Consider the following 25,305-nt stretch of genomic DNA (forward strand, 5'->3'; position numbering starts at 1 on the left):
ACAGCAACTATTTCCAACTGCCTCTTGAGGGGACGGAATAAGTCGTGTACTGGTTTTCCCCTTTGATTTCCAAACAATTGAGTTGAAAGCCGTAGGGGCAGCCGCCATCAATCCCGATTTTGTCGCGGTCAAACCATACATCCGCTTTGCCATGAATATCTTTGGCTGGCGTGTGGCCGAAAATGACTGTCTTCTTCACAACGGTAGGCTGTTGAACAAAAGGAGCACGAATCCACATGAAGTCCCGCTCCGGCTGCGTTTTCCAGTCAACGAATGCGGGATTCAGCCCGGCATGCACATAAATATGTCCCTCATCCTCGTAATAAAGTGGAAGGTTGTTTAGAAAGGTTATGTGATCAAGGCATTTGCCTAGTATCCGCTCTTTGGATTGCTTGATATCCAGATTGCTCTGACCGCAGAAGCTTTGGAACGTTTGGATCCCGCCATGTTCGAAAAACTTCATCTCCGTCAAAGGATCCACTTCGCTTAGTACTTCTACGAACCGCTGATCATGATTGCCTTTGAGCGCAATGGCTCCCGCTTCACGCACTAACTGCATGACATACTCTACTGTTCCCCGACTGTCTGGACCGCGGTCCACGTAGTCTCCCAGCAGGACAAGTTGGTCTTCCTCAGCATTGAAATTGACCTTAACTAGTAATTGTTTGAATTCCTCAACGCAACCATGTATATCACTTACGACTAACGTTCTTTTCATCTACTGTACCCCCTGATGTCATGCTTCATTCCCCTATGAGTCTTTCTATTATTCTATTTTATCATAATGATTACCTGTCTGAGGCGGTGAAGATATCAAAAAGAGGACCTGGATAAGCGTCCGACCTGTACGTTTCATTGGATGGATTCCAATGGGAACACCCATTTGAGACGTGTTTCTCGCGTTTTGTTGGATGAAATCCAACAGTACCCGGTGAAATCCGGTTATTTGGCATCGAATTCGCCTGTCTCATTGGAATTCATCCAATGGAATGGATAATACCGCCCTCCACATGGTCTTTCTATTGGATTTCATCCAATAGAAAGAAAAAAGACGCCCTCACGGGCGCCTTATCCATTCATAAATTGCAGCTTCTGCAGCAAGCGCGGCAGGAAGCATCATGAAACTAAACGCCTTTTGTTCAAGTCACAATTCTCCTTTTATCTAATGATTAAAATATATGCGTTTAAATAATGGAGAAAGAAAAAACAGACGAGTAACAGATGCTGCTCTGTTCTTACGCCTGTTTCATCAACTGCACAAATTATACGGTCTGCTTAACGAGAGACTCTACCTCAACACAAGCCATGACAAAAGCCCCTACGCCATGCAGATCGTTCTCACTCGTTGGACGTGTTACGTAGTTTTCGTAATCTCCGGCTGACGTACCGATGCAGATTAGAGGCAGAATTACTCGCTCCTGGTCATCGAATTTCAGCGTGCGGATCAAGCCCTCATAGCCCTTCACTGCTGCTGCCGCACACTCCGCGCCAACAACGCCGTGCTTAACTGCCTTGGCAATTGTGTAGACGAACAGACTTGTACAGGAGGATTCCAACCAGTTGTCCGGCTGATCGCCCTTGTCCACGACTTGATACCACAGTCCCGTCTCTGCATCCTGGTAACGAATCAAGGCATGAACGAACTCACGCAGGGAGTCGACCAGAACCTCACGCCTCGGCTCATCGGCAGGAAGCTCATCCAGAAACTGAGCAACGGCCAGACCGTACCAGCCAAGCGAACGGCCCCAAAATTCCGGTGAACAGCCGGTTTCGGCGTTTGCCCAAGGCATCTTGCGGCTTTCGTCCCAAGCATGGTAGAGCAGTCCTGTTGCGTCGTCTTTCATGTATTTGCGCATCAGTCCTTCTTGATGCAGCACCGTATCGCGCAAGGTGAGCTCGCCGTAAGCATTCGCATATTTCAGCGAGAAAACACCCGCCATATACAAACCGTCGAGCCACATATTATAGGCATATTTGTCTTTGTGCCAGTACCCGCCCTCTGACGTTAGGTTGATCGTGTTTAGCAGGTTTCTCAGCTTGTCAGCAGCGAGCCGGTATTTACTGCGTCCAGTCTTCTCCTCCAAACGGAACAACAAAAGCCCAGCTTGCACCGCATCCAGCTCATCGCGAGCGAAGTACAGATTGCCATTATCGTCAATCAAGCCGTCGACATAAGCCTGAATGTAGGCATCATAGCGAGCGTCCTTTTCAGCTTCCCAAAGCATTTCCATCCCGCATAAAAACACACCCTGATGATAGTGCCAACGTCCTGCAGGCGGCAGCTCCATCGGTGTATACTGGCTCATAATGGAATCGCACGCAGCTCGCGCCCATTCCATCGGTGATTTTGCATAACGATCAGTCATAGTTAGTGTCCCTCTCTCTTCCCATATGGATTTGGTATCCTTCGGTTACCCTTTAATGGAACCGATCATCGCGCCTTTGGCAAAGTGTTTTTGCAAAAATGGATAAACAACCAGAATCGGTAAAGTCGCTACGACGATAACCGCCATCTTGATCGACTGAGCCGGAGGCGGCGTCACGCTGTCGAGATCCACGCTGTGATCCATTCCGCTTGCGAGAACGACAATTTGTCTCAGAAGTACTTGAATTGGCCACATAGCACTCTCGTTCAGATAGAGAATTGCGCTCAGATAGGTATTCCAATACGTCACGGCATAGAAGAGAGAAATCGTTGCAATCGCGGGCATCGACAGAGGCAATACAATGCGGAACAAAATGCCGAAGTCACTGCACCCATCGATTTTCGCCGACTCTTCCAGCCCTTCCGGGATGTTTTGGAAAAAGTTTTTCAAGATAATCAAGTTAAACGCTGAAACTGCCGACGGTAAAATCAAGGCCATATACGAGTCGATCATCCCTAACTCTTTTACAACCAGGAACGTTGGCACTAAACCACCGTGGAACAACATCGTGAAAACAACCATGAACATGATCACTTTGCGGCCATCCACATCTCTGCGAGACAAGCCATACGCCATAAGGGCTGTGATGAACATGGAGATTAGCGTTCCGAGCACTGTCGTCCAAATGGAAACACCCATCGCTTTGAAAATCGTATTTGTCGAAAAAATAAACCGGTACGCCTCAATGCTCCAGTCTGTCGGAATAATGACGAACTTCTTCGCTGCCATCTCTGCGCTGGTCGTAAAGGAACCTGCCACGACATGCACAAAGGGAATCACTGTAATCAAGCCAATAATCGTTAAGACCAAATAGTTAATGATGCTAAACATTCGCCCAGCTAACGTTCTATCTTCTACCATGATGCAGCCCTCCTGCCTTTCTTAGTACACGCCTTCTTCGCCCATCTTCTTCGCAATGCGGTTGACAATCATGACCAGAACAAGCCCGATGAACGATTTGAACAATCCGATTGCTGCGCTGTAGCTGAATTGGCCTTGTTTTAAACCAGCTGTATATACATAAGTATCAATGATCTCCGCAACATTTCGGTTCATAGAGTTAAGCAGCAAATACACATGTTCAAAACCGAGTTCGAGAACCGCACCAATTTTCAAAATTAGCAAAACAATAATGACACTGCGCAAAGCTGGAAGCGTTATGTGCCACATTTGGCGCAACCGTCCTGCACCGTCCATACGTGCTGCCTCGTATAATCCTGGATCAATAGAGGCAATCGCCGCCAGATAAATGATCGTCCCCCAGCCGGCTTCCCGCCAGATGACTTGAAGAATGTACATCGGTCTAAACCATTCCGGAGCCAACAGGAAGTTGATTTTCTCAAAGCCAAAATATTCAATAATGTCGTTAATAATCCCGCCGTCCATCGTCAACATAACGAAAGAGATCGAAACGATGATGACCCAAGACATAAAGTGAGGCAAATAGACGATCGTCTGAAACGTTTTCTTAAAAAATTCCCCTCTCACCTCATTTAGCATCAAAGCCATAATAATCGGGATGGGGAAGTAAAACAGGATGTTCATCACGAATAAAATTAACGTATTACTCAAAATATTTAAGAAGTCAGGTTCTGTAAACAACCGCTGAAAATGCTCGAAACCTACCCATTCGCTCCCGCTAACCCCTTTGAAAGGCTTATAGTTCTGGAACGAGATGATCAATCCGTACATCGGGACATATTTAAACACGATAAAATACAAAATACCCGGCAGCAGCATGATATAAATCCATTTGTTCCTCCATAGCCGCCTGCCTAGTTCGCTGCTCTGTTTCCTTTCCACCACGGGCACAGCATGTACGTCCTGCATCATTCTCTTCCTTTCCCGATGTTTCATAAAAACGAGAAGACTGCTCCTGATGACCAGCAGCCTCCCCGCCTAGAAACCAGTATGATTTTCTTCATCCCTGTTCCACGGATTATTTTTTGTATAGTGCGTTGTATTCTTCGATGATTTTGTTGCCTCCACGGTTTTTCCAGTCCTCGACCGCTTTGTCGAATCCGGCTTTATCAATGTTGCCGTAGATGTATTTGTTCGTCGCATCTTTAATGACATCTTGGAGTTGAACGCCTTTTTCCAAGTTTGTTTTGGAATCAAGTGCTGCTACTGGGTCTTGCACAGCGAATTTCAGATTCGCGATTTTCAGCTCATCCGCTTTGCCTTGAGCAGGAATGGATGGAATTCCGAGCAATCTTCCTGACGTATCTTCATCGCCGATTGCTGCATCAGTGAATGGCTTTACTTCGCGTGTCCATTTCTCTTCATCCAGCTTTTTCGCTTTGCCGTCAACTACACTGTAGTTGGCATCTTTGATTCCCCAGTTTGCCAAGTTTGCTACTTCAGGTGTCATCATTTTGTCGAAGAAGGCCAATACTTTTCTTAGCTCAGCTTCGTTTTTGATCGCGGATTTAGGAAATAACACAACGTTCGCATACCCTGGAAGTGCCCATGCAGCAAATTTTCCGTCAGGTCCAGCCACCATGCTGTGTACGTCTACAACGGCTGTTGGCACGTTTTTGACCAGATCCTTGTTCAGGGTCGAAACGTCTGTCATCGCTCCGATGTACATGCCTGCAGTGCCGTTCGTGAACAGCTTTTGTTGATCTGTTTTACTTGTTGCTGCGAAATCTTTATTGATTAGACCTTCATCGCGCAGCTTCTTGAAGTAATCCATCGACTTCACGTACTCAGGGAACATGAACTCCGGCTGCAGCTTACCGTCTTTCACGCCCCAGTTGTTCGGAACGCCCAACCACGTCGCTGCTGTTTTGAAAGCCCCGTAGATGAGATCATTACGGTCTGTTAGGCCGATGGTGTCTTTTTTGCCGTTGCCGTCAGGATCTTTCTCTGTAAATGCCTTCGCCATCGCGTACAGCTCATCCATGTTTGCCGGCGGCTTCAAGCCCAGCTTATCGGCCCAGTCCTTACGATAAATGAGGCCTTGGCGAGCGATATCGACGCCACGGTACAGCGTGTACAGCTTACCGTCTACTTTGGTATTGTCATTGGTTGTGGACTTCAGCTTGCTTAAGTTCGGGAAATCTTTGAGCAGCGGACCAATTTCCCAGAATTGACCGTCGCGGATGGCGGATTTCATCTGAATGAAAGTCGCTTGGTTTTTCAAGTACGTCACTTGCGGCAATGCGCCGGTCGCGAAGGTTGTATTCAGCTTCTCCTCATACGTATCCGCCGGGAAAAATTGATAGGTCAGCTTTGTATTCGTTAATTTTTCGAGTTCTTTGATGATCGTATCGGGTGGCGTTTGGGCTGTGTTCAGTGGCGCCATAATCGTGATCGATGCTGGTGTGGTGTCGGCCGTTGCTTTCGGTGCTGTTGTACCGGCTACAGCCGTCGTAGCTGCTGGAGTGGCCTTGCCTCCATCGGAGCAAGCTGCAAGTGCAAAGCTGGATACGAGCAGAATGCCGAGCGGAATCGAGACTAAATTTCTCTTCATATTTGTTAGACCTCCGTGAATTGTTTGTTTGCTACAAGTTCCACGTTACAAGGTCTTACGCAGGTACCGAAATAATCATTTACTCATTTCGGCCTCGTTCATCTAGAGATGTGAGATGATGATTATTGGCGAGGGAGATGATTATTGGCCGGTGGTGAATGGGGACGCCCTGGTAGACTAGCGACTAGATGGATGTAGGTGCCTCTATTTCCCACTCCTATGCCTGGATGGATGTAGATGCCTCCATTTCCCACTCCTATGCCTGGATGGATATAGGTGCGGGATGGAGTTGAGATAGCTGGATGTGGAGTGGGGGCACTCGGTGATGCGGTATGGGTGTGTGAGTAGCTGGATTGGGAGGATCTGGTTCGGGATATGGCGGATTAAGTTGGATGTGGCTGTGGGGCGCTTGGGTGATGCAGGGGCTGGGACTAATAAGAGAGAAACAGGAGAGAAGACGGACGTTTGTTGTAAACAAATCCTGCAAAAAGTGCAGTAAATTCGGCGGTAATCAATGATTTCACCTCCAATCATGCAAAAAGTACAGCAAAATTGGCGATTTTCACTTGTTTTAGATAAAAGTTAATGAATTACATGTACTTTTTACATGTTCGTCTCTAGAATCGGCAAGACGAGAAAATTTGCTGCACTTTTTGCAGTTTGTGGGGTTGGTTGAGAAACGATTGGGAGTGAGAGGAACTCCCACCCCGAAGTTAAGCTTGTTTAACAACGCTAACTCCAACCGGCAGCGCTTTCTCATCACGTTAGCACCTAATGGTCTGGCGCAACCCCGCCAGACCTCACGCAATCACTCACTTCTTCGAATATGCCTCATTATATTCGGCAATAATCTGGTCGCCGCCGCCCCGCTTCCAGCGCTCAATCTCCTGCGCAAATGCGGCCTTGTCGAGCTTCCCAAGCATATAGTTGTACGTCGCGTCGGAGACGATTTTGTACAACTCCACGCCACGCTCGTCGTAGGTTTTCGACTCCAACCCTAATGTCGGGTCCTTGACGACATACTTCTCGTTGTCCATGCTGAGCTTATCTGCCAGCTGTGACAGGGACTCGCTCTCAGCGACTTGCTTCACCTGCGGATTGTTCAAGTCCGCGATCATAAGCGCATACAGCGCATTCACTTCGTTCACGCGAAGCTTGGACGTCTCCTCCAGCAGCTGGACTTTGTCCCCAATAGTGGTGTAATGACGCCCTTCCAACCCATACTTCATCAGGTTGGCGACATCTTTATCCATCGACCGGTCAAAAAATTGCAGCATCTGCTTCAATTCCGCCTCCGTGCGAATCGCTTTTTTGGAAAAAAGGTACAGCGCACTGTAGTTCGGAATCGACCAGATCCGGAACCCCTTGGTACCTTCGATATGATTCACGAGCGTGAATGTGGCCGAAGGATTCACAAGCTGCACCTCGTCCGAAAGCCGCTGCACATCCTGCATGCTGCCGATATAGACGCCAGCGATGCCCCTAATCAGCTTATCGCGCTGCACTTCTTTACTGGTAACCGCGAAATCCGAATTAATGAGTTTTTCGTCATACAACTTTCGCATGAAGTCCATCGTGTCCACATACGCCTGTGTCTCGAACTCCGGCACCAGCTTCCCATCTGCAACGCCCCAGTTATTCGGCGTGCCGAAATAGGAGCTGAGCGTTTTGAAAGCGCCGAATACCAAGTCATTGCGGTCCGTCAGCCCGATGGTATCCTCCTTGCCGTCGCGATCGGGATCGTCATACGTGAAGGCCTTTAACACTTGATAAAGCTCCTCCACCGTCGTTGGCTTAGCCAGCTTCACGTTGTTCAGCCAGTCCTCGCGAATAATAATGCCTTGCCGGGCTGAGGGACGCTCCGTATACAAACCATAGATTTTGCCATCGACAGCTGCCTGTCCCAAAATCTCCTTATTCAACTGCTTCAGATTCGGATAAGCTTCCAAGTAAGGTCCGATATCCCAAAAGGCGCCGGAACGGATCGAATTTTTCATCAACATGTAATCCGTATATTTCACATAGGTCGCTTTTTTCAGCGAGTTCGTGGTGAGGGCTGTGTTCATTTTATCGGTGTATATGCCATCCGGAACCCAATTCAATTCCAGCTTCGTATTCGTAAGCTTTTCGATCTCCTGAACGAGCTCGGGGATGGGCGGATGCGGAAAATGAAGCGGTGCCATAATCGAAATGACAGGGCGATCACTGCTCGCCTCACTGGCTCCCGTAGTGCTTCCTCTCGTGCAACCACTGATCAAAACTACCGTCAATAGCCCAATGACAAAGAATCGACTGCGCTTAAAATTTTCCATGATTACCTGTGTGTTCATGAGCCCTCCCCCTTGCTGCAGCAGCGTTTTGCGGTCATAATCAAAGAAAATGATTATCCGCCAGACAGATGATTATTGCTCTTAACGACAGACTTGACTACAATACATAGATACAGAAATGATCATCCTAAGATAAGGTGTTGGCTGCGATGCCCAATTTAAGTTTTCTCAGCAAAATGACCATGTTCGGGTTCTTGCTCAGCACGCTCCCGGTTATTTTTATCGGCGCTTTTGCCTTCATAACCTCGTCGAATGAGATCCAAAAAAATGTAAACGAAGGAAAAATGCAGTTAATCACCCAAATCAACTCCAATGTAGAGCAGAAATTAACGACTGTCAACCATACACTTAATCAGGTCATTAACTCCACCGTGCTCAAAAAAGCAATGGACATGCCGTTAACTGTAAACGATTTCATGATGTATGACGATCTGCGCAGCGAGATTCGGTATATGCAGTCTTTTGACACGAAGCTGGAAGATGTCATCTTGATCAATGCCCGTGAGAACTGGATGATTAAGAATTCGGGACTGTACCGTTTTGACGGCTACCCTTTTTACGATAAATTGCTCAACCTGATGAATACGCAGGAGAACAGCACGTGGATTATGAACCCGTCGAAGTGGTTTTTTACCGAGGAAAATGCTCGGAGCGTAACCTGCGATTACAGTATCTCACTGGTCAAAAAGCTGCCAACCACCGGTCTGGAGAAATACGGCTTGGCGATGGCGAACATCCCTGCCTGTTCCCTGCAAGATTTGATTCAAAGCGATACTAAGCACCTTGAAGATATTTTGATCATGGACGAGCACAACCAAATTCTTATGCACCCGGATGCGAGCCTGATCGGTAAATCCATCACTGAGGCCGGCCTGAAAGATCTAAGCCAGCTAACTGCGCCAACGGGTCAATTCACGGCAGATATCAACGAGAAGCGTTATTCCGTGAGCTACCTGCACTCGAACTTGAATAATTGGACTTATTTATCCCTAACCTCCATCGACAGCTTGACCACAGAATCGCGCAAAATTGGGGTCTACACCATCTACGTCTGCATTCTAATGCTGCTGCTATCCATGCTGCTCGCTTGGCTCGGTTCACGCAAAATGTACTCACCCATCCAGCTCCTGCTCAATCAAATTGGTGGCCTCGTTACCGTCAATCAGAAACGGAAGGCCAACGAGTTCCAGATGATCAGCGAGCATGTCCATACGTTATTCCAATCCAAGTCCCAGCTGGAAAGAGAGGTTCATCAGCATATTGGCCAGGTGCGGACCTTCTTCTTGATCAAAGCTTTTCAGGGTCATATCAAAACGAGCGAGCTGCCCGATAAATTAGCCCAATTCGGCTACACGAAGCATGTTGACGAGTGGAAAACAATGTCCGTCATTACGCTGCAGATCGACTCCATCGACAATACGCGTTATGAAAAAAGAGATATGGAACTACTCCTTTTTGCCGCACACAATATGATTGAGGAGCTCATTCCTTCCGATCAGCGGCTTGCCCCAGTCATAATTGATCAGACCGTGGTGACCTTGATTGGAAGTCCAGACAGCGAAGCTGCCGCTTTCCGCAATAAGGTGTATGCCTTGACGGAGCAGATGCAGCAGCATATTTTTAGCTATCTGAATCTGCATGTCAGCATTGGGATGAGTCTTCCCATCCATGCTTTTTCGCAAATGTCGATCGCCTACAAAGAAGGGCTGGAAGCTCTGAAGCATCGCATCAAGCTTGGCGAAGGCATCATCATTCAGTACGAAAATATTAACTCGGGCAAACATTTCTTGAATCTAAATTATCCGAAGCCGCTCGAAAATGAATTAATGGACGCAATCAAAGTTGCCGAAAAGGACAAGTCCAAAGAGCTGCTGCGACAGCTCCTGCGAGCCGTATTCGCTGCTCCGCTCTCGCCGCAGGAATATCAGATTCCGCTGGCTCGGCTGCTCAACAACCTGCTGATGGTGATGCAGGAATCCGGCATCTCTTTGAATCAGATTCACCCGAACAAGGGCTCGCTCTTCGAGGAGCTGCTCAATCTGCATATGACTGCAGAGATCGAAGACTGGTTCTGGACAGAGGTCATCCACCCGCTGATTCGTATCTACCGCGATCGTCAGGATGCGCAGTATCACAATATTTCTGAGAAAATTATCGATCTTGTGCAAAAATATTACGATACCGACCTGACGCTAGAGGACTGCGCTTCCAGACTGCATTACAATGCGAATTATCTAAGCAGTATTTTCCGCAAAGAGACGAACTGCTCCTTCAGCGATTATTTATCGGCCTACCGATTCAACATGGCGAAGAAGTGGCTGCTCGAAACCGATATGCCGATCAAGGATATCTCGTCCAAGCTGCGCTATAACAATTCGCAAAACTTCATCCGCTCCTTCCGCAAGCAAGAGGGGATTACCCCGGGGCAATACCGTGATAAGCAAAAGGAAGGCGTCGCTCCTTAGCGCCACACTGCTGCGAACGCAAGCAGTAATGGGCTCTAAACTGCAGGAACGCCAAGCAGTACCGGACTCCAAACTGCAGCAAACGCCAAAAGCCTCCGGAACCACCAAGCTATCGTTGGTGGTTCCGGAGGCTTTTGCCTCTTCTTTAAACTAGGTTGAGCTAGCTGGTTGTCCAGCATTCTACTCGCTTGGATCGACGGCTGCCTTAAGAGCGGCACGGTTGTTCCATAAGAACGAAACAACGCTGTTACGTTCTTCAAAGAACGCTTCTTTTTCATCCAAATAGTCTGTACCACGCCCATGTACACTGAAACGCTCATCGTTGTAGTTCATCAGCGTCCACTGCCCCCCACGCTTGTTATCAGCGAACACAAGGTATAGTTTCTGGCCCGAAGGATCCCACTTCGCATACGACGAAAAGTTGTCCAAAATCAAGCCAATGTCATCCTTCTTTTTAATTTGCATGATCTTATCTCCTTTTCATATTTATATAGGCATATTTAGTAGAACAGGAACATAGTAAACGAGAATGCCTGAAAATGTTGTCGGACTGTGCGGATGGCTCATAGGAACCTTTGTCGAATGGCAAACTTCCTGGCATTTCGTGAGACTGCTAGCCTGAAAATGCGAAATGAGCCGAGGACATGGAGTCCTCCGGCTCACTCTGCATGAAGAATAACTGGAATTTCTCCAGTTAAATTCAAGTTATTTCCATTCCATCTTCATTTAACTGGAAATTCTCCTGTTATTCCGCCATGTTCGGGGCAAATGAAGGCATTTCCTCCGAAATTAGATGGACAATTTCCCGTTATTTCAATTAAACCCTAATCTCCCGTACAATTAGCGGTAGTTTTTCCAGTTAAACCGGCCTGACTCGCTGGGGGTCCGGGCGTCCGAGAGACCGGAGGTCCCGGGACCTGGGCGTCCAGGGGCCAAGGGCGACCGGCCGGGAGGCCGCTGGGCCGAAAGCCCGGCGACCCGAGTCTGCCGTCTCGCTTACCTCAATCTACCGCCACACAACAGCTTACAGTCCCGCCGCCGCATACACTTTGTCAAAGCCCGCTTTGGAGCGCTGTACCAATCTCTCCGGGGAGTCCGTAGGAGGCGTAGCCGTCAAAATCTCCTGCGAAACAGCGCCTTTATAGCCGATCTTCACCAAAGCTTGCAGGAAGCCCGCCAAGTCGATCACTCCTTCGCCTGGGTACACACGTCCATTATCCAGCACATCCTCCACCGGAACGTCCGGTGCGTCGTTGATGTGGACATGGACGATCTGCTCAGGGCGCAGCTTCTCGATGTCAGCTGCCGTTAAACCGTTCGTGTACCAGTGGTACGAATCGTACAGCAAACCCACGTTGCTCTCGCCGATCGCATCAATCCAATCCAGCGTCTCCTCGACCGTCCAGATGAACGGATGATTCCAGCGTGTGCGCAGATGATGCGGCCCCACGAACTCTAGACCAAGACGGATGCCGTATGCGCCAAGAATTTGCGCGCAAGTGCGCAATCTGCGCGTAGCCAGCGCCATGAAATGCGCAGCATTCAGATCCGTCGATGGCAGAACATACGTGCAGCAACTCGTACAGCCAAGCGCTGCTGCTGCTGCGGCTGCTTGAGTCAGCTTCGGCAGATCAGCGCGGAAGCGCTCCTCGGACCCGCGCCATTCCACTGGCAGACCGATGGAACCCACCACGAGGCCATGTTTAGCCAGCAGCTCGCGTGCTCCGTCTATGCTGTGGTTTTCCACTAGAGCAAGCGCGTCGATATCGACAGCTTCAAAGCCGTATTTTGCCGCTAACTCAATGAATTGCTCCGTGCTTTCCAGCTTGCCAAGTCCTGCTCCCGTTAACCCTCTAAGCATCGTGTTTCCCTCCCGAATTAGATGTCCCAGTTTAGTTTAACTTCATTCCCTGTCCGGGAAGATTCATAGATGGCATCAAGAATTAAATTGTTCGTAAAGCCGGATAAAGCGGATGTAATCGGCTGTTTGCCTTCGCGAATGCACGATAGGAAATGTCTGCTTAGACGCAGACGCTCCCCTTCATCATTCTCAGGCTTTTTCAAATCCGTCTCGATAGCCCGATTGAACTTCTCAGTTAGAAGCTTACCGGATGCTCCCTTGTAACTTGCGCCGCCTTCAGAGCCCATCAGATGGATGAATGGCGTATTGTCCGTATCCATATGAACCGCCCAGCTCACTTCCAGTGTCAACGTGCTGCCGTCTTCCATCCGGATGAGTGCCGTAGCCAAATCTTCCACATCATACGTGCCGTTCCAATTTGGCGTCCCCCACGTGCCAATCCCCTTTTTGCGAGGACCGAACTCCGCATAAGTAGCACCAAAGACAGAAACCGGCTTCGGATTACCCATCAGATAGAGCGCAAGATCCAGCATGTGAACCCCAATATCAATCAACGGGCCTCCGCCCGATTCGTCCATTTTCGTAAACCATGTACCCCAGCCTGGAATGCCTTTGCGGCGGAACCAGCCTGTTTTGGCTGTGTAGATTTTGCCTAGCTCACCAGCTTCAACCTGCTCCTTGATCAACTGCGGTACAGCTTCCCAGCGCATTTGGTGACCGATCATAACCACTTTGTCCGTAGCTTCGCTGGCTTTCAAGATCTGCTTAGCTGCTTCAGCATTAATCCCCATTGGTTTCTCAATCAGCACGTGCTTGCCGGCTTTAATAGCTTGAATAGCAAGGGAAGCATGATGTTGGTTAGGCACACCAATAATGACAGCATCTACATTGTCGCTTTGAATAAGCTCTTCCGGGCTTGCTGCTACGAAACCAATACCGTATTCTTGAGCTTTTGCTTGCGCCAGTGGTAAGTAGGCGTCTGTAATCCCCGTAATTTCACAGGAATCTGCCAATTTAGAAAACTCGCGTATATGCACGCCGCCGATGTTACCAGCACCAATAATACCTATTCTAATTTTACTGCTCCCCACGCTATGTTCCTCCTCATATGTACATCCTCTACGACCTGCTTTTATGATAAAATAAAGACAGTAGAAAAACGCACCTATATTTCGGAAAACGTCCCATTTCTTCGAAGGAGATTAGCTGAGTATGACGTATTTTCCCGACTATTTGAAAACGTACCCAAACATGCACTCCTCCTTCCCTTTTCATATCAGCAAAAATACGCTGGGGCACGGCTTTCGCGCACATCGCCACGATTTCCTCGAGTTGTCCTACGTCATTGAAGGCACGGGGTCAGAAAGCATTAATGATGTCAATCATGAGATGAGGACAGGCACCTTCACGTTCGTGCTGCCCTATCAGGTGCATGAGATTTTCACGGACCCAGGCCAGAAGCTTGTCTTGTATAACTGCATGTTCAGCATGGACCTGTTGATGGAGTCGGGGAGTGATCCCGGTCTGTCAGGGCTTCTAGGTGAGATGACAGCCTTGCCGGCTTATGTCCAACTGCACGGACAGGATCAGCAAATGATGCTCGCTCTCCTTGAGGAGATGTATCAGGAATACAATGGTACCGAACGATACAGACAGACGCTTTTAAAAGGCAAGCTTAAGGAAATTCTCATCCGCTTCGACCGCCATCGCTTAAAGCATGCCCCGCTTATAGAAGCGGAAGCGATCCCGCTACAGGGTGCGAAGACGCATCACTCGGTTTGGCCTATCATTCATCACATTCACCGCAATTATCAGGAGGAGCTGGCCTTATCGGACCTTGCTTCGAAGTTCGCGATGAGCGCTTCCCGGATCTCCGAGGTAATTAAACAGACGACTGGACAGACCTTCGTCCACTTCCTGCACGACCTGCGGTTGCGTCATGCCTGCAGCCTGCTCGTGTCTACGGAGATGAGTGTGACGGAGATTGCGCTAGAGGTTGGATATGGCTCGTACAAAACATTCTCCCGCATTTTCCGGGAAAGCAAAGGCATCGTGCCCAAAGATTATCGCAAGGCGGAGCATCATCGCCGGGTAACGTAAGCAAGGGCAGTCCCAGTTAGCCCAGGAATGGTCTATCTCTTCCTCCAGGCGATTATACTTAACATAGTATATTTCACTACGAGGAGAGTGCTAATCTTGTCCAATGAGTTTGTTGCACGTTCTTTGGAAGAAGTGCGGTTTTGGTCCCGAATCATGAAGGAACATTCCCTTTTTCTAAAGCTTGGTTTTCGCTGTGAAGATACACAACTCATTCAGGAAGCTAATCAATTCTATAGCATTTTCGAGCAAATTGAAGGTAAAGCCCATTCGTATAACGAAGCGACTGATCCCGCGCAGATTCAGCGTTTTAACCTAGAAGCACACACAGCTGCAACGCACATTTGGGCTTTTAAAAGGAAAGTTCTTGGCCTGATCATTCAGTGTAAGCTGCCTGGGGGCAATAACTTCCCTCTACTCGTCGATCATACGAGCCGTGAAGCCAACTATTTCAGGAATCGGCTAGAGGAATTAAACACCGGAAGACTGGATCCATTACCCGACGCGATTATTCATGAAAATGTTTTCTTTCTTCGCATTATGGCGGATCATGCCAAGTTCATCGGACATCTGCTTGACCCGTCAGAGCGTCAACTAGTCGAGCAAGCCCGCAATTTCAGCCACGATTTTGATCAGCTGTTATTTCAAGCGATCGACCTCAGCGGCATGCGGCCGCAGTCGCAGACAGAGCCGCTTCTGGATCAATTCCTGGATCAGAACCGCGTTTCCGTCGTTTCGCTCCGCGACTTCAAGAAGACGGCCAGGGATTTAATCGAGGCTTGCAAGATCAAAAGCATCATCCATCCCCTCCTCGCGGATCACGTGTTTCGGGAGGCTGAGAGGTTTCTGTTCATCATTGATGCTTTTGAAGTGGCGCTCACGGGGAAACAGGCCGGGGCCTGAAATAAGAGTTAAGGCCGCAACGGAAGGTAGGGATACCTTTCCTTGGCGGCCTTTTTGAATGAAGGGGAACTGTGGTCCTTTATTTCCTAGCAACCTGCCATTTATCGCGATTAGCGGGAACTACAGTCCTCTATTCCTCCATATCCAAGCCATATGGCGGCTTTTGTCCCAAAATAACACCCTGTAGTTCCCCCAAACTGCAAAAACAGGCTCATCTGGCTTAGATAAGGCCCTGTAGTTCCTCCCACGTTCGGGCGTTACCCATCCGTCATCCATTTATCCATTCATTCAGCCACGCATCCACCCATCATCCGTTCATCCACGCACGTTCGCACGCATCCATCTGTCATCCATCCATTCTTCCTTCCTTCCACACATCCACTCATCATCCGTTCATCCACATACGCACGCATCCATCCATCCATTCTTCCATTCTTCCATTCTTCCATTCTTCCATTCTTCCTTCCTTCCACACATCCACCCCTCATCCGTTCATCCACACACGCACGTATCCAACCACCAATCCATCCACGCATCCAGACAGCCACACAATCATATCCGAAATAAACCGCCACCCATCAGGCAATACTACTCCAATCTCCGTATGCACCTGTCTTTATATATTCCTTGACAGGAATATTCCTAGTAAAGTATATTTAGAGCAAGGATTCGACGATGCGTGCTTGCATGGCTGTCCCCTGAGAGAGGGATGACAAGCCTTAACGCTGTAGCCACAAGACTGCCGCGGGTCCCGCTTTAAGGTGGAAGAACACCCAATCTGCTTTTGTTTTACTCTTACAAATTAATTCTATTATAACTTTGGAGGTACTCACCCATGTCCGAAACTACAAACTCCCGCTCATTAGTTATTACACGTACGTTCAATGCTCCCCGCGAGCTCGTTTTCGCATGCTGGACGAAGCCCGAACATCTGATGCACTGGTGGGGACCGACAGGCATGCAGCTGGATGTAGCTACATGTGATGTTCGCCCAGGCGGCATGTTCCACTTCAGCATGAAATCCCCTGATGGCTTTCAAATGTGGGGCAAATTCGTTTATAGCGAAGTTTCCCCTCCGGACAAGCTCGTCTACACGAACTCGTTCTCCGATGCGGAAGCGAACACCATTCGTGCTCCGTTCAGCCCTGTTTTCCCGCTTGAAATTTTGAATATCGTAGCCTTCGAAGAGCAAGATGGCCAAACGATTGTCACGACTAGCGGCGGCCCTGTGAACCCAACCGAAGAAGAAGCTGCTTTCTACGCTTCCATGATCGAGAACATGGAACAAGGATTTGAAGGTACTTTCCGTCAACTCGACGAGTACTTGACGAAGCTTGCTTAACACCCTAAGCACCGGCTCACCAGAGCCGGTGCTTTTCTTTTAACGTCACAAAACCACCCAGTCCAACCGAATAATATAGGAAGCTGAATATTTTTCGGCAGCATTCGACTGAACCCAAAGGAGACTACCTCATGCTTCGCCATAAAATGATGAAACCCGGTGCCGCGCTTTTGCTGACGGCCGCACTTTTTGCCGGCGCTACACCGGCGTCTGCGCTATACTCCCCTTCGGTGAACGCCGTAACCAAGCAGGTAACCGCCCAGGGCAAATCCTTCAACGTAAGTGTCGTTACGGTCGACTTGACTGATCCGACCCTAGAGCTTGCTCCTGCCTTGGCTGACGGAGGCGTTGGCCATGACGCTCCTTTACAAGCGATCGCAGAGCGCGAAGGAGCCGTTGCCGCGATTAACGGCACATTTTTCAACGCCTATGAGGCTAATCCCTATATCCGCTACCCGAATGGAACGATGGTGCAAGCTGGTGAAGCTCTTCACACCGGTGAAAATCAAACCTTTATTCTGAATCGGGATAAAGTGCCAGATATTCAGTTCGTGGACCTCGACATCGCCGTACGCGTCAGCGAAGGAAACGGGACTTACACCATTAACCCTTGGGGGGTTAACAAGTATTACGGCGCGGACAGCACCGATCAGGTGATCTGGTATACCCCGGACTTCGGCAGCTGGATCGGTTTCCCGAACGGGACCAAAGTCGTCATCGAGGATGGACTCATCACCCGCATCACGAACGATTCCGTGCAGGTTCCTGCCGGCGGTTACGTTCTGTTTGTCGGCAACAGCGCCAACAACCGGCAGTACGTCCTGCCGAATCTAGACGTCGGCGATCGAGTCACGAAGGAACTGCTGGCCAAAGGCGAAGGCGGCAGCTCATTGAACGCCAAGTCGTGGCTGGCGGCGATCGGAGTCGGGCCGAAGCTGGTCAGTGGCGGCGCTGTCGATCTCGATGTTAAACGAGATGGCTTCTCTGACCCGAAGGTGACGCAATCTTCCGCGGCACGCAGCTTCATCGGCATCGACGGGTCTGACCGTCTCGTGATGGGCACCGTGCCGAGCGCAACGCTTACCCAGCTCGCCGCCATCACCCTTCAGCTTGGGCTGAAGGAAGCCATGAACATGGACGGCGGCTCCAGCTCCGGTCTGTATGCCAATGGCACCATGCTGACCTATCCCGGCCGCGAGCTGAGCAACGCGCTCGTCGTGCGGAAGCTGGACAAGCCGAAGGTGCAGATCGACATCAACGGGCAGCCTGTCTATGACTATAGCGGCTTCATCGTCAAAGAGACGACCGTTGTTCCCATCCGTCCCTTCATCACCGCGATGAATGCCGGTTTTCAGTGGGATGCCGCGACAAGAACGGCCACGATCACGAGCGCAGGCGTTACGATGAAGCTGAAGGACGGGAGCTCCACAGCGACAGTGAACGGCAAATCTGTCTCCGTGCCTGTCCCGCTCCAGATCATGGAGGACAGCCGCATGTATGTCCCGCTCCGCCTCGTCGCGGAGTCGCTGAACAGCAAAGTGGACTGGAACAGCAGCTTGTACAGGGCATCCGTTCGCCTGCCATAATGACGGACGCTAATAACCCCAAAAGACCTGAAGGCAAACAGCCTTCAGGTCTTTTCATTCCCGATTACGTTTAATCAGCACCAATCAGGCAAAAATAGGAAAGATCAACGAGATGCTGCCGAATCGAGGGAAGTTTCATATGTTGGAAAAAGGCCAAATATCAAGCAGACAATTCGGCGTCATTTTATGCCTGTACACGATAGGAAACGCCATTATTTACTCGCCATCCCAACTCATTGTTCTTGCCAAACAAGACGCCTGGCTATCGATCATCATCGGCTTGCTCGCAGGCATGCTCCTGATCTTTCTCTATAGCACTCTCGGCGGACTATTTCCTAACCTTAATTTTGCTCAGTACAGCGAACAGATTTTTGGTCGTTTTTTCGGAAAATTGGCAGCCTTACTAGTTCTATCTTTTGTATATATCAGCACCTTATATCCTGTGTGGGGAATCAGCGATTTTCTCGCGACAAGAATGCTGTCCAATACACCTATAGAAGTCATCATCTCCATAACGATTATTATGGTGACCTTCAGTGTCATCCTAGGACTCGAAACGATTAGCCGTGTCGGTGAAATTCTGTTTCCGTGGACCTTGTTGTTTCTATTTCTCGTCATTTTGATGCTGATCCCGCAGATGAAACTCATTCATTTCCTTCCCATTATGGATGAAGGCATTAAGCCCACCATCAGAGGCGGTGTCCAGTTTCTCAGCTTTCCGCTCACGGCTGTTTTTAACTTTCTTATGCTTCTGCCATATGCCAAACATGTCGGCAAAGCGAAGAAAGCCTATTATCTAGGAACGCTTATTGGCGCAGCCGTGATATGGATCGTCACGATTGCTAATATTGCTGTATTAGGCGTCCCCTTAGCTCTGGCGAGTATCTATCCGACTTATGATATGGCGCAAAAAATCAATATTGGCGATTTCCTGCAGCGCGTCGAGGCGATTGTTGCCATTATCTGGTTTGTAACGCAATATTTTTATACGGTACTCAACTTTTATATAACGACCCTCATTTTAGCCCAAATACTAGGTTTAAAAGAATATCGCCCGCTTGTGCTCCCACTTGGCGTCATTACTGTCCCTTTGGCTAATGTTTTGATCCCCAATATCCCTTATTCCTTCACTTTCACTAACCAAGTTTGGCCGGCCTACGCATTCACCGTCACCCTTCTGCTTCCACTGCTCATGCTGCTGATCGCCAAGCTGCGCCGCATGCCGAAATCATCAAAAAAGCCAGAGACCTAATCCTGGCTCTAGCTCATCCATCAACTCATCATCTTCTGCAGAATTTCGCCCATAGGCTTGAACACATATGTTATGAAGGCTAACGGGCTTTGCAGATGCACGCCCAAAGCCTTTGCTGTACAAAGTACTGTTCCGAATGCAAGCAGCACAGAAAACGACCACAATTCCTTCTTCTGATGCTTTCTCAGCATTCTGGGGACTTCAATGAACACGATAGCAGCAATCGCCAGGATGATGAAAGGAAGAAGTGCCATGGGTCAACTACTCCTTTGTCTTTTTCTTTAATTCTTCAATGAAAGAACTGCTTACTTTCCCTGTTCGGCGCAGTTTGGCATCCACTTGAAACATCGTCTCTGATTTCACAAAATAACTTGGCCAATCCGATTGCATCTGTTTCCAAGTACCGGGATCCGATCTGTGCAGGATTTCTCCGAATCCGAAAATGTCCGATTCAAGCTTTTGCGCTTTGGAAACGGCGACCTCCATGCCTTCCTTTAACTTTTTCTCCATAGCCTGCTCCAACAGATAGATAGATTCTGATTTTGTTAAATCAATGCTGCCCTCTACCTCACCGACATCCCCTTCCAATTGCAAATTGATGGTAAATACCGGTTTTCCCTCCTTCATGAGGGCTGTTACTTTGGATTTTGTTCTCAAAATGTGGATGGCCGCTTCTCCCCCATCAGGCAATGCCACATGTCCAACTGTGCTTTTCACATTTCCGCTTATGTAATTGTATCCTTTGCTTTCTTGCTCATTTAGCCAGCCAACTAATCGATCCCCGCGAAAGACACCTATCTGGGTAAAAATCAGGCCAACAGGAGCATCCGACATCTTCAGTTTATTTTCTTTATTAGAGACAGCAATTGGACCGTTGGTTTTAAGCCCCGTCAAGACAGGCTCTTTACCCAGAGCAACCAAGTTAGCAACAAATTCATCCACATGCACGGCAAGTGTAGGCGCCCAAAGGTTCTGGGAGGTTTTTAAGGAAGAATACAGTTTATTCGCTGGAATTTTCTCCGTTGGGGTCAGAGTGCTTAATACCTCTTTCGCCTGTACATCTCTAGCAATCGCAACGAAATAATCAGGACGCATTTGCTCATTCCGCATAAAGAAATCTAAGACATCCCTTACCCCTTCTCTTGCCAGTTCCTCACTAATCACAAGCATCCGCAAATGGGAAAGGTATAACTCCCTTGGGGCAAGGCTCGTCATCTTGCGAAGTCCTTCGTATATGTTAGGAGATACAACATGGAAATTCGAGACGGATGTCCCGCCTTCCGTGGATGGTCCCATCCCGATTTCGCCGACATTCGCCACCTGGGCGCTTAATTCAATTTGGTTATCATGTTTATCGATGCCAAGTGCCATCACAAAAGACAGCTGATTCAATTCCCGTCGGTTCCAACAGCCGGTCGTTATGCTTATAAGGAGGATGATTAAGAGGGTAACCTGTATCATCTTGCGCATCAGGAAATCCCTCCCTTCTTCTCATTCGAGCTAATCTACCGGCTTCCTGGGCGTGCTGTCCATAATCCGAGTCTGATTTCCTTTACTGATTAACGATGGCCGACGGTGCATGGCCCAGATCGGCAAGCGAAATATCGCATCCCTTTGATCCGAAGCATGAAAAGGGCCAAAAGGGGACATGTAGGGAACTCCGAAGGAGCGAAGGCTGCACAAATGGAACAAGATACACATACAACCTAGAAAGATGCCATAGATGCCAAAGGAAGCCGCAATGAACATTAACAAGTAACGCAATAGGCGAATAGGAATACTGATGGAATATGCTGGCATGACAAAGCTTGCAATGGCCGTGATCGAAACAACGATGACCATTGCCGCTGATACCAAGCCTGCCTGAACAGCCGCTTCTCCAAGCACCAGAGCCCCTACAATGGAAATCGCGGAGCCAATCATTCTCGGCATTCGAATACCGGCTTCCCGCAGAATCTCAAACGCTGTTTCCATTAATAGCGCTTCGATAAACGCCGGAAATGGAACTCCTTCCCGCTGCGTTGCAAGACTGAGCAGCAGCGTAGTCGGAAGCATCTCTTGATGATAGGTTGTTACTGCAATATAGACCGAAGGAGTCAAGAGTGATATCAGCATGGCAACATAACGCAGCATACGTATGGCGCCAAAGTCTGATCGTTGGTAGTAATCTTCTGCGGACTGCAGGAATTGAGCAAAGATAACGGGGACTAATAGAACAAATGGAGAACCGTCCACTAGAATAGCTATTCGTCCCTCCAACATGCCGGCAGCAATCGTATCCGGACGTTCCGTGTTATAGATGGTTGGAAAAGGACTGAACGCTTCATCTTGGATCAATTCTTCAATTTGACCCGTATCCATAATGGCATCTATATCAATCCGCTGCATGCGACTCCTGACTTCGTCCACGACTTTGTCATTCGCAATCCCTTTGATATACATGAAAGCGACATCTGTTTTGGAGATCCGACCGACGCGGAGAGCTTCCATCCGAAGGGAAGGATGCTTAATTCTTCGACGGATAAGCGATGTATTCGTGCGCAGTGTTTCTGTAAAGCTCTCACGAGGCCCCCGGACGACAGCTTCCACGTTGGATTCTGTAATTCCGCGTGACTCCCATCCCCTTGTGCTGACGATTAGCGCTAACTGGCAGTTATCCAGTAATATCGCCGTATCCCCGGATAGAATCGCATCGCAAAGATGCTCCATCAGCTCAGTTGTCCTCACTCCGCCTAATGGAATAATATAGCGTTCCAGTGCACCTGGAATATCCGTTATCATACTGCCATCCGAGTTCCGAAAGTCCCCTGAGAATTGCATAAGAGATTCTAATAATTCATGAATGGAAGTGGGGTCAGCCAATCCATCTGTGAAAACAATGGCGGTTGGCTGCTCGCCCGATAATCCGATGCCGAGCTCTCTAATAATAATGTCGCTGCTTTCCCCCAGAATTTCGACAATCTGCGCTATATTTTCAGACAGATGGGGGCTTAGCGTTGAAACGGCAGTCATAGACATAGGATCACCCTGTTTGTGGTTTCGCTACTGGTACCGTTCCCTTATTCTGGATGCATTATGTATCGCAATCGATGTCACATTTTTGCTTGCTAATTCATTGAGTTTTCTATCCCATAACGCTTATAATAAAACGAGAAAAAGTTTAAAAGAAAAGGTGTCATTTCATGAGCATATTAAATGTAGAAAGATTAAGTCACGGCTTTGGAGACCGCGCCATCTTCAATGACGTCTCGTTCCGCCTGCTCAAAGGGGAGCACATCGGACTCATCGGTGCTAACGGGGAAGGTAAATCTACCTTCATGAACATCATTACGGGCAAGCTACAGCCGGATGATGGGAAGGTTGAATGGTCCAAGCGCATGCGCGTTGGCTACCTGGATCAACATGCTGTTCTGAACAAAGGCATGAGCATCCGCGATGTCCTGAAGGGAGCCTTCCAATATCTGTTCGACATGGAACAAGAAATGAATGACATGTACGGCCGAATGGGCGACGTGACGCCAGAAGAGCTTGAACAGATGTTAGAGGATGTCGGTACGATTCAGGATACGTTGACGAATCAAGACTTTTACATGATCGATGCCAAAATCGAGGAAACCGCTCGCGGACTTGGCCTCACCGATATTGGCTTAGAGAAGGATGTTAACGATTTGAGCGGTGGTCAGCGGACGAAAGTGCTTCTCGCGAAGCTTTTGCTGGAGAAACCGGACATCTTGCTTCTCGATGAGCCTACCAACTATTTGGATGAGCAGCACATCGAATGGTTGAAGCGTTATTTGCAAGAGTATGAGAATGCCTTCATTCTAATCTCGCATGACATTCCGTTCCTGAACAGTGTGATCAACTTGATTTACCACATGGAGAATCAAGCTTTGAACCGCTATGTTGGCGATTATGATCACTTCCAGCAAGTACACGAAATGAGAAAACAGCAGCTTGAATCTGCTTACAAACGTCAACAACAAGAAATTTCCGAGTTGAAAGATTTCGTAGCCCGCAACAAAGCAAGCGTCGCGACACGGAATATGGCGATGTCCAGACAAAAGAAACTCGACAAGATGGACGTCATTGAGCTGGCGAAGGAGAAACCGAAGCCGCAGTTTAATTTCAAAGAGGGCCGCACGTCAGGCAAGCTCATTTTTGAAACAACAGATCTTGTTATCGGCTACGATCAGCCGCTGTCCAGACCGCTTAACCTGCGTATGGAACGTGGTCAGAAGATTGCGCTGGTCGGTGCCAATGGGATCGGGAAAACGACTTTGCTGCGGAGTATTCTGGGCGAAATCCAGCCTGTTTCCGGCTCTGTTCAAAAGGGCGATCACCAGCAAATTGGTTACTTCCAACAGGAAATCAAAGATTCCAACAACAACACTTGTATCGAAGAAATATGGAATGAGTTCCCCTCATTCACGCAATTTGAAGTGCGCGCAGCGCTGGCCAAATGCGGTCTCACTACGAAGCATATTGAGAGTAAAATTGTAGTGCTCAGCGGCGGCGAGAAGGCTAAAGTCCGTCTCTGCAAGCTGATCAACCGCGAAACGAACCTGCTCGTGCTCGATGAGCCAACCAACCACTTGGATGTAGACGCTAAGGATGAGCTGAAACGTGCACTCCAAGCCTACAAGGGCAGCATCATCCTGATTTCCCACGAACCGGAATTCTACCGTGATGTTGTGACAGAAACTTGGAATTGCGAGTCTTGGACAACGAAAGTGTTCTAAGTATAGAAAGACGAAAGGGCCATCATCGAGTAGATTTCTCTACTTGATGATGGCCTTTTTTTTGAAGCTCTTTCTCCGAATGTGCCGCTGCCACTTCCACTTACCCGGTTTAACCGGCCAAGATCGGCCTTGCATCCATATTTGCATATAGCGCAGTTGAATAAAAACTTGGCGAAGGAAAGCACCCCACCCAAGGATCAACGCGATATGTATCGTATTATACCAACTCGAGGAGATCGAATGCCTTCGCCTAACCAACCAATTTCGCAGCATCCTCACCCTCTCTCCGTAACCGTTCATTGCTGCTCGCATTCATTGTAAAAGAGATCACTCGCTTGATAATCAGTCCTCAGACGGAATTCCTCCTCCGCTCTCCGCTTGATTTTGCGCATTTTTCCTAGAGCAACGCAGCAGCTCCGGTTGCTTTCACTTGATACAAAGTGTATCATTAATGTGAATCGTGCTTATTCATTCCTGCGACGAAAGCGAGGACTCTATGCCTGTCATCCGCCATTTTCTTCAAAGCAAACTACTTCTTTGGCTGTTCATATTATGCTTATGTGACGCCTTATTCACAGACATTGGCCTGCATCTGTCTTTTATCGAAGAACTGAATCCTCTGATACGAAGCGTATATGAATGGCATGTCGCTGGTTATTACTTCCTTAAACTCATTCTTCCTGTGCTGCTTATGGCCTTCTACCCTTATATTCGGAAACGCACTTGGGTCAGACCCTGTCTGTCCCTCACGGTCATTATCTATGGAGCCGTCAATGCCTATCACTTCGTCTGGTTATCGTACGGGCTTACCTATCTTGCTACCAACTAG

22 protein-coding genes are annotated in these 25,305 nt (G+C 48.6%); 9 read left to right on the forward strand and 13 right to left on the reverse strand.

The genetic code is table 11. The annotated features are described in order from the left end of the window. Positions 1-7: 7 nt before the first annotated feature. From GQF01_RS18280 to GQF01_RS18300, 5 genes are all read right to left on the reverse strand, one after another. Entirely contained in the window at positions 8-718 is a 711-nt protein-coding gene (locus tag GQF01_RS18280) for a metallophosphoesterase family protein (RefSeq protein WP_161408148.1), read from the reverse strand. A gap of 544 nt (positions 719-1,262) precedes the next feature. After that, positions 1,263-2,366, reverse strand: coding sequence for a glycoside hydrolase family 88/105 protein (locus GQF01_RS18285; RefSeq protein WP_161408149.1), 1,104 nt, complete (start codon positions 2,364-2,366; stop codon positions 1,263-1,265). Between the two features lie 45 nt (positions 2,367-2,411). Next, positions 2,412-3,287, reverse strand: coding sequence for a carbohydrate ABC transporter permease (locus GQF01_RS18290; protein WP_161408150.1), 876 nt, complete (start codon positions 3,285-3,287; stop codon positions 2,412-2,414). 21 nt (positions 3,288-3,308) lie between these two features. After that, complete coding sequence (locus tag GQF01_RS18295) at positions 3,309-4,256, reverse strand: ABC transporter permease (RefSeq protein WP_235959903.1); 948 nt, start codon at positions 4,254-4,256, stop codon at positions 3,309-3,311. Positions 4,257-4,365: 109 nt separating this feature from the next. Continuing rightward, a complete protein-coding gene (locus GQF01_RS18300) occupies positions 4,366-5,901 on the reverse strand; it encodes an extracellular solute-binding protein (RefSeq protein ID WP_161408152.1) in 1,536 nt (511 codons plus the stop codon). A 340-nt stretch (positions 5,902-6,241) separates the two neighbouring features. Here GQF01_RS18300 and GQF01_RS18305 point away from each other — a divergent pair, with 340 nt between their 5' ends. After that, positions 6,242-6,400, forward strand: coding sequence for a hypothetical protein (locus tag GQF01_RS18305; RefSeq protein ID WP_161408153.1), 159 nt, complete (start codon positions 6,242-6,244; stop codon positions 6,398-6,400). A gap of 313 nt (positions 6,401-6,713) precedes the next feature. On the opposite strand, the gene GQF01_RS18310 is transcribed toward GQF01_RS18305, so the two are convergent. Further along, entirely contained in the window at positions 6,714-8,231 is a 1,518-nt protein-coding gene (locus GQF01_RS18310) for an extracellular solute-binding protein (protein ID WP_235959906.1), read from the reverse strand. Positions 8,232-8,380: 149 nt separating this feature from the next. Between GQF01_RS18310 and GQF01_RS18315 the strand changes: the two genes are divergently transcribed. Next, positions 8,381-10,696, forward strand: coding sequence for a helix-turn-helix domain-containing protein (locus GQF01_RS18315; protein ID WP_161408154.1), 2,316 nt, complete (start codon positions 8,381-8,383; stop codon positions 10,694-10,696). Positions 10,697-10,876: 180 nt separating this feature from the next. Here the strand turns inward: GQF01_RS18315 and GQF01_RS18325 are convergent, their stop codons facing one another. The 3 genes from GQF01_RS18325 to GQF01_RS18335 form a co-directional block, all read right to left on the reverse strand. Beyond that, positions 10,877-11,161: a hypothetical protein gene (locus GQF01_RS18325; protein ID WP_161408156.1), complete on the reverse strand. Its 285-nt coding sequence runs from the start codon at positions 11,159-11,161 to the stop codon at positions 10,877-10,879. Between the two features lie 559 nt (positions 11,162-11,720). Continuing rightward, positions 11,721-12,557 carry a sugar phosphate isomerase/epimerase family protein gene (locus GQF01_RS18330; RefSeq protein WP_161408157.1) on the reverse strand — a complete coding sequence of 279 codons (837 nt, stop codon included), beginning with the start codon at positions 12,555-12,557 and terminating at the stop codon, positions 11,721-11,723. Between the two features lie 17 nt (positions 12,558-12,574). Next, on the reverse strand, positions 12,575-13,648 hold the full coding sequence (locus tag GQF01_RS18335) for a Gfo/Idh/MocA family protein (protein WP_161408158.1): 1,074 nt from the start codon (positions 13,646-13,648) through the stop codon (positions 12,575-12,577). A gap of 121 nt (positions 13,649-13,769) precedes the next feature. Between GQF01_RS18335 and GQF01_RS18340 the strand changes: the two genes are divergently transcribed. Further along, the gene (locus tag GQF01_RS18340; protein ID WP_161408159.1) at positions 13,770-14,657 is read left to right on the forward strand and encodes an AraC family transcriptional regulator; all 888 of its coding nucleotides are present in this window, start codon (positions 13,770-13,772) and stop codon (positions 14,655-14,657) included. 96 nt (positions 14,658-14,753) lie between these two features. After that, positions 14,754-15,557, forward strand: coding sequence for a DUF2935 domain-containing protein (locus tag GQF01_RS18345; protein WP_235959913.1), 804 nt, complete (start codon positions 14,754-14,756; stop codon positions 15,555-15,557). A 284-nt stretch (positions 15,558-15,841) separates the two neighbouring features. Here GQF01_RS18345 and GQF01_RS18350 read toward each other — a convergent pair whose 3' ends face one another. After that, positions 15,842-16,105, reverse strand: coding sequence for a hypothetical protein (locus GQF01_RS18350; protein ID WP_161408161.1), 264 nt, complete (start codon positions 16,103-16,105; stop codon positions 15,842-15,844). A gap of 287 nt (positions 16,106-16,392) precedes the next feature. On the opposite strand from GQF01_RS18350, the gene GQF01_RS18355 reads away from it, so the two are divergent. The 3 genes from GQF01_RS18355 (at position 16,393) to GQF01_RS18365 (ending at position 19,737) form a co-directional block, all read left to right on the forward strand. Then, a complete protein-coding gene (locus GQF01_RS18355; RefSeq protein WP_161408162.1) occupies positions 16,393-16,899 on the forward strand; it encodes an SRPBCC domain-containing protein in 507 nt (168 codons plus the stop codon). A gap of 131 nt (positions 16,900-17,030) precedes the next feature. Next, positions 17,031-18,485: a stalk domain-containing protein gene (locus GQF01_RS18360; RefSeq protein ID WP_161408163.1), complete on the forward strand. Its 1,455-nt coding sequence runs from the start codon at positions 17,031-17,033 to the stop codon at positions 18,483-18,485. 112 nt (positions 18,486-18,597) lie between these two features. Continuing rightward, positions 18,598-19,737, forward strand: a complete 1,140-nt coding sequence (locus tag GQF01_RS18365) for a GerAB/ArcD/ProY family transporter (protein WP_161408164.1) — start codon at positions 18,598-18,600, stop codon at positions 19,735-19,737. Between the two features lie 20 nt (positions 19,738-19,757). Here GQF01_RS18365 and GQF01_RS18370 read toward each other — a convergent pair whose 3' ends face one another. Genes GQF01_RS18370 through GQF01_RS18380 form a run of 3 tightly spaced genes read right to left on the reverse strand, consistent with a single transcriptional unit; the run spans position 19,758 to position 22,749 of the window. Then, positions 19,758-19,991, reverse strand: a complete 234-nt coding sequence (locus GQF01_RS18370) for a hypothetical protein (protein ID WP_161408165.1) — start codon at positions 19,989-19,991, stop codon at positions 19,758-19,760. Positions 19,992-19,998: 7 nt separating this feature from the next. Beyond that, positions 19,999-21,207: a Ger(x)C family spore germination protein gene (locus GQF01_RS18375; RefSeq protein WP_161408166.1), complete on the reverse strand. Its 1,209-nt coding sequence runs from the start codon at positions 21,205-21,207 to the stop codon at positions 19,999-20,001. A 30-nt stretch (positions 21,208-21,237) separates the two neighbouring features. After that, positions 21,238-22,749, reverse strand: a complete 1,512-nt coding sequence (locus tag GQF01_RS18380; protein ID WP_235959916.1) for a spore germination protein — start codon at positions 22,747-22,749, stop codon at positions 21,238-21,240. Between the two features lie 170 nt (positions 22,750-22,919). Between GQF01_RS18380 and GQF01_RS18385 the strand changes: the two genes are divergently transcribed. Continuing rightward, the gene (locus tag GQF01_RS18385; RefSeq protein WP_161408168.1) at positions 22,920-24,476 is read left to right on the forward strand and encodes an ABC-F family ATP-binding cassette domain-containing protein; all 1,557 of its coding nucleotides are present in this window, start codon (positions 22,920-22,922) and stop codon (positions 24,474-24,476) included. A 496-nt stretch (positions 24,477-24,972) separates the two neighbouring features. After that, positions 24,973-25,305, forward strand: a complete 333-nt coding sequence (locus GQF01_RS18395) for a DUF5658 family protein (RefSeq protein ID WP_161408170.1) — start codon at positions 24,973-24,975, stop codon at positions 25,303-25,305.

The organism is Paenibacillus silvestris (assembly GCF_009882985.1).
In the GTDB taxonomy this organism is placed as follows: domain Bacteria; phylum Bacillota; class Bacilli; order Paenibacillales; family NBRC-103111; genus Paenibacillus_E; species Paenibacillus_E silvestris.